This window comes from Promineifilum sp. (SeqCode) (assembly GCF_041918635.1).
Taxonomy (GTDB): Bacteria; Chloroflexota; Anaerolineae; order Promineifilales; family Promineifilaceae; genus Promineifilum.
The window spans coordinates 1-5,641 of sequence record NZ_JAYRVJ010000511.1 but is presented as its reverse complement, the minus strand read 5'-3'; the positions used below and the strand labels follow the sequence as shown (position 1 = coordinate 5,641).

At 69.2% G+C, this 5,641-nt stretch carries 4 protein-coding genes and 1 pseudogene; all 5 read left to right on the top strand.

The features are described 5' to 3' along the window. Positions 1–2,221 (top strand): LuxR C-terminal-related transcriptional regulator (locus tag ACE3UY_RS15455; RefSeq protein ID WP_374688394.1); only part of this gene is annotated, 2,221 nt, incomplete at its 5' end. Positions 2,222–2,328: 107 nt separating this feature from the next. Continuing rightward, positions 2,329–2,724 (top strand): hypothetical protein, encoded by a 396-nt coding sequence (locus ACE3UY_RS15450; protein ID WP_374688393.1) that lies wholly within the window; start codon positions 2,329–2,331, stop codon positions 2,722–2,724. 215 nt (positions 2,725–2,939) lie between these two features. Beyond that, complete coding sequence (locus tag ACE3UY_RS15445) at positions 2,940–4,628, top strand: DUF2207 domain-containing protein (RefSeq protein WP_374688392.1); 1,689 nt, start codon at positions 2,940–2,942, stop codon at positions 4,626–4,628. A gap of 52 nt (positions 4,629–4,680) precedes the next feature. Further along, positions 4,681–5,205: a hypothetical protein gene (locus ACE3UY_RS15440; protein ID WP_374688391.1), complete on the top strand. Its 525-nt coding sequence runs from the start codon at positions 4,681–4,683 to the stop codon at positions 5,203–5,205. Positions 5,206–5,309: 104 nt separating this feature from the next. After that, positions 5,310–5,641 (top strand): annotated as a pseudogene (locus ACE3UY_RS15435) (Zn-dependent exopeptidase M28); the annotation flags it as partial.

Below are 5,641 nucleotides of genomic sequence, written 5' to 3'. Positions count from 1 at the left end.
GCCGCCGGGCATGCGCCTGGCGCTCATCAGCCGCGCCGACCCGCCTCTGTCGCTGGCCCGGCTGCGCGTGGCGGATGAACTGGTCGAACTGCGCGCCGCCGACCTGCGCTTCAGCCGGCCGGAGATGGAGCGCTACCTCAATGGCGAGATGGGGCTAGGGTTGTCGCTGGACGATGTCGCCCTGCTGGAGCAGCGCACGGAGGGGTGGCCGGCCGGCGTGCACCTGGCGGCCCACTCGCTGCGCGGCTACGACGCCGGCGGCCGCCACGACTTCGTCCAGACCTTTTCCGGCTCGCACCACTACGTCCTCAACTACCTGCTGGAAGAGGTGTTGCAGCAACAAGCGCCGGACGTGCGCGACTTCCTGCTGCGAACGTCGATCCTGCGCCGGTTGTCGGCCCCGCTGTGCGCGGCGGTAATGGGCCAACCAGTCGAGGCGGTCGAACCGCTCCTGCCCTGGCTGGCGCGCGAGAACCTGTTCACCCAGTCGCTCGACGAAGATCAGTGCTGGTTCCGCTACCATCCGCTGTTCGCCGAATCGCTGGAGACGCGCCTGCGCCAGAGCGATCCGGCGCGCTGGCGCGAGCTGCACCGGCGGGCCGGCGCGTGGTGCGCCGGCAACGGCCACCCCGGCCGCGCCATCGCCCACGCCCTGGCCGCCGAAGAGTTCGAGACGGCGGCCGATCTCATCGAGCGCGTCGCCGAACGCACGTGGACGCATGGCGAGGTAGACACCCTGCTGCGCTGGCTGGAGGCGCTGCCGCCGGCTGTCCTGGCGGGGCGGATCGACCTGCGCCTGCTGCACATCTGGCTGCTCGTGCTGCACAACCGTTGGGACGAGGCCGCGCGGTTGCGCGACGAGGTCGAGGCGGCGGTCGAGCGGCTGCCGGAGCCGCAACACACCGTCTATCGCGGCCGGTGGGCGACCATCGCCGGGGCCATGGCCGCCCAGCGTTGCGAGCCGGAAGCGGCCATCCGCATGGCCCAGCAGGCGCAAGCCCTGCTGCCAGCCGGCGAGGGCGTCTGGCGCGCCGCCGGCCTGCTCGATCTGGGTCTGGCCCACATGATGACGGGCAATGCCGGGCCGGCCGCCGCCGCCTTTCGCGCCGCGGCCGAGTTGAGCGTGGCCCACGAGAACGCCTATCTGGCCTTCGCCGCGCTGGGCCATCTGGGGCACGTCTGCGCCGCGTTGGGCCGGCTGCACGAGGCGGAGGCGACGTGGCAGCGCTTGCGGGAGCTGGAGGGGATGCCCGGCGGCGCGGCGCTGGCCCTGCGCGCCCACGGCGACGTGGGCCTGGGCCTGATCGCCTACGAACGCGACGACCTGCCGGCCGCCGAACGGCTGCTGGGCGCGGGTCTGGAGGCGATCTGGCCCGGCGGCCACCCGCGCCTGACCTTGCTCGGACGGGTGGCGCTGGCCCAGACCCATGCGGCGCGGGGCGATTGGCCGGCCGCCCGCCGCCAGCTGGAGGAAGGGGCCGAGATGGCGCGGCAGTTACGGCTGCCGGGGATGGAGCGGACGGCGCTGGCCCACGGCGCGCGGCTCGCCCGTCGCGAAGGGCGGCCGGACGTGGCGGTCGGCTGGATGGAGGCCGCGGGTCTCTCGTCGCAGGCCCCGGCTGACTTCCGGCGCGAGACGGAGCAGATCGTCCTGGTCGAGGCGCTGCTGGCGGAGGGGCGGTTTGGCGAGGCCGAGGGGCTGGCGGGCCGGCTGCGCGCCGCGGCCGAGCGGGCCGGGCGCGCCGGCAGCCTCATCCGGCTGCTGCTGCTGCACGCGCTGGCTCTGGCCGGTCAGCGGCGGTTGCCGGAGGCCGAGACGGCTGTCGCCCGCGCCCTGCGGCTGGCCGAGCCGCAGGGGTATGCGCGCATCTTCCTCGACCTGGGCGCGCCGCTGATGGAACTGCTGCGGCGGCCGGGCGTCCGGCAGGGCGCGCCGGCTTACGTGGGCCGGCTGCTGCGCGCCTTCGACGAGGAAGTGACCCCGCCGCCCGCGGCTGACGAAGCGCCGGCGCTCGACGCCCTCGACGAATTGACCCAGCGTGAGCGCGAGATTCTGGCTTACGTAGCCCGCGGCGCGTCCAATCAGGAGATCGCCGACGAGCTGGTGCTCAGCGTGGGCACGGTGAAGGGGCACATCAACCACATCTTCGGCAAGCTGGGCGTCCACAACCGCACGGCGGCCGTCGCCCGCGCCCGCGAGCGAGAGTTGATCGAGTCGTAACCCACCCATCTCTGACCCCTAACTTTAGTTAGGCGACAACCCGCCCCACAACGACTATCCTGAGCATGTGTGAACCGTGGCAGCGACGCGCACACAGGCGGCGCACTATGCTCGATCATCTCCGCCAACATGTCATTGACCTTCTGCAATCGGCCGAAACGGTTACCCTCTCGACCCACGGCCCGGCCGGCATTCAGGCCCAGGTCTTGCCCTGCGAGGCTTGCGGGATGCGGTTCTTCCTGCTGGCCCCGACGACCTCGGAACTGCTCTACAACCTGGAACATCAGCCGGCGGCAGTGGTGACCTCGGCCGCCTGGCAGTTGCACGGCCGGGCGCATACCCTGTCGCCCGAAGCCGTCCCGCCCGAGCTGGCGCTGGGTCACTCGCCGCGGACGCCGGGCTGTGTCATCCTGGAGGTCGAGGGGCAGCGCCTCCAGGTAGGCCCATCCAACGGCTGGGGGTTCAGCGAGACCATCGACCTGTCCGACCCACAGATCGTTTAGACCTGACAGGTAGGCGGCCACAGGGTTTCTTTCGGTGAGAGAACCTGTGGCCGCCCACCTGTCAGGTCTCGGTTGCGATCACAACTCAAACCTGATACCCTGCGTAAAGAAAATTAGGAATTAGGAATTACGAATTATGAACAAGTCGCGGCAATGGGTCTGATTCATAATTCGTAACTCATAATTCATAATTGTGTCCACAAGGAGTTTCTTCCATGCCACGCAGATTTTTGGTAAGTCTGGTATTGATCGCCCTGCTCCTGTCGATGGGCGCGGCGCAGGGGGATAAGTCCTATAGCGCTGACCGATTCGACGTGGATGTGGCCGCCCAATACGACCGCTCGTTGCTGGTCGAGGAAAGTGTCACCTTTCGCTTTCGGGGCGGGCCGTTCAGCTTTGTCTTCCGCGAACTGCCGACCGACCACACCGATGGCATCACCGACATCGTCGCCAGTGTGGATGGCGTCCCCTGGCCCGCAGGAACCGGCCCCAACCAGGTAGAGATCACCGGTAACAACCCCATCGTGGTCACCTGGCATCTGTCGCCGACCTCCGACGCGGCGCACACCTTTGACCTCTCCTATCGCGCGCTCGGCGTCGTGCGCATGGGCGAAGAGGCCGACGTGCTCGACTGGCAGGCGCTGCCCGACGAGTACGAGTACGACATTGCCAGCAGCACGGTGATGGTCAGCTACCCGGATGGGGCGACGCGGCAGGGCGAGCCGGAAGTGCTGGCCGGCAAGGCTGACGCGACCGCCGGCGACGGCCAGGTGTTCTTCACCCAGGGCAACCTCTCGGCCGGGGATCCGCTGGTCGTGCGGCTCAACTTCGCTCCTGGCTCATTCGACGCCGCGCCGCCGGCCTGGCAGGCGCAGCGCGAGGCCCAAAACAGCCGGGCGTGGATCTGGATCGCCGCCGCCGTCGCCACCGTGCTGGGCGGGGTGCTGGCCGCCGTCGCCGCGACGCGCCCCTTCCAGCAGCCCGCGCCCCGGACGACCTCTTACCTGCACAAGCCGCCGTCGGATTTGCCGCCGGCGCTGGCCGGGTTCCTGTTCAACCAGACGGTCAGCTGGCAGCACGGGCTGGCGACGCTGTTCGATCTGGCCGGGCGCGGCCTCATCCGCATCGAGGAGTTGGGCGAGAAGAAGTGGTATCGTTCGTCCGACTTTCTGGTGACGCTGCTCGAGCGGCCGTCCGGGCTGCGGCCCCACGAGCAAGCGCTGCTCGACCTGCTCTTCACCGACAAATCGGGCACGCCGGGCAGCGAAGTCACCCTGTCGGAGATGGGCAAACGCGTCACCTCGTCGCGCTGGAAGGAGTTCACCGAGACGGTCGAGCGAGAGGCCGACGTGAGCGGGTTTGTTGACTCGAAGGCCAAGGCGCGCGGCAAGCAGTTGCTCATCTGGGGCGTGGTGGTGATGTTCCTGCCGCTGGCGATGCTGGTGCCGCTCTTTTTGTTCGACGACTTGTTTGGCCTCTGGCCGCTGCTGTGGATTGGAGCGGTTTTCGTCGCCGGCTTCATCATCCTGATCGCCGGGATGACCATCTCGCCCCTGTCGCGGAACGCGGCGCGGTTGCGAGCCGACTTCGACCCATTCCGCCGCTTCGTACAGGACGCGGCCAAGGGCAAGCTGGACGTGCCCGACCCGGCCTACTATGAGGCGTACCTGCCCTACGCCACAGCGTTCGGCCAGGCCGAGCCGTGGGTGAAGCGGCAGGCCAGGTCCGACTACCAAAACGTGCCGTCGTACTTCCGGGCGCTGGGCGGCGGCGGAGCGGAGATGGGGGCGTTTGTGGCCGTCATCGCCGCCGCCAATAGTTCCGGCGGCGCGGCCAGCGCCTCGGCCGGCGCGGGCGCGGCTGGGGCCGGCGCGGCCGGCGGCGGGGCCAGCGGCGCGGGCTAGTGAAGAGAAGAATCCGCAGATTTCGCAGATTACGCAGATTAAGAGGTGGGTTATGAAACGCTTTCTACTATTGGCGCTGGTGTTGGTGGCCGCGTTGGCCGTGACCGGATGCGGGCTGGTGGCGACGGGCGAGACAGCTGGCGAGAAGGCCGGCGAGATCGCCCAGTTCACCCTGCCGGCCGGCTTTACCCCAGAGTTCGGTATGGACGTGGCCGACACGCTGATGGTCGGCTACAACCACACCGACGGCCGCAGCCACATCTTCCTGATGCAGGTTCCCGCGTCGTCGGGGCTGACGCAGGCGCAGTTGGAGCAGTCGTTCAGCGACGCCATGGCGCGCGCCCAGGGCGACCAGGCCGTCGAGACCGTAGAGACGGAAGAGACCCAGGTCACCATCGGCGGCGAAACGGTGACGGCCAGCATCGGCACGGGCACGAGTTCATCCGACAACACGGCCTACCGCGTGCTGACCGTGCCGTTCACCGGCATCGGCGGCCCGGCCGTGCTGGTCTACCAGCGGCCGGAGGCGGATTGGAATCAGGCGGAGGTGGATGAGTTTCTGGCCTCCTTTGAGTGAGAAACGCGGGGGAGCAGGGGGCGGGGGAGCGGGGGAGAAAGCACAATGTCTTTCTCCCCTACTCCCCTGCACCCCCGCGCCCCTGCTCTTAGAGGAGCGCGTCCATGAGCAACCGCGACACAACCCTCACTCGCCTCCGTGCCCACCTGGCCGCGCTGGTGCAAGCGCCGGACGGACGGCCGCCCGGCTCGGCGGCCAACCACGCCGCGGCCGATTATATTGCCGGCGCGCTGGCGGGAATGGGTTATGAGGTGGAGGAGCAGCGCTTCGACTGCGTCGATTGGCGGCTGGATGGCGTCGAGTTGTGGATGGGCGACGGCCCCCTGCCGGTCACGGCCAACCCGTACTCGCCGCCGTGTGACGTGACCGCGCCGACGGTGGCCGCGGGCAGCCTGGAGGAGTTGGCGGCGGCGGCGCTGACCGGGCGGGTCGCCCT

Coding starts and splice junctions, on each gene's coding strand:
- ACE3UY_RS15445 (WP_374688392.1), top strand. CDS start 2,940: ATGCCACGCAGATTTTTGGTAAGTCTGGTATTGATCGCCCTGCTCCTG.
- ACE3UY_RS15450 (WP_374688393.1), top strand. CDS start 2,329: ATGCTCGATCATCTCCGCCAACATGTCATTGACCTTCTGCAATCGGCC.
- ACE3UY_RS15440 (WP_374688391.1), top strand. CDS start 4,681: ATGAAACGCTTTCTACTATTGGCGCTGGTGTTGGTGGCCGCGTTGGCC.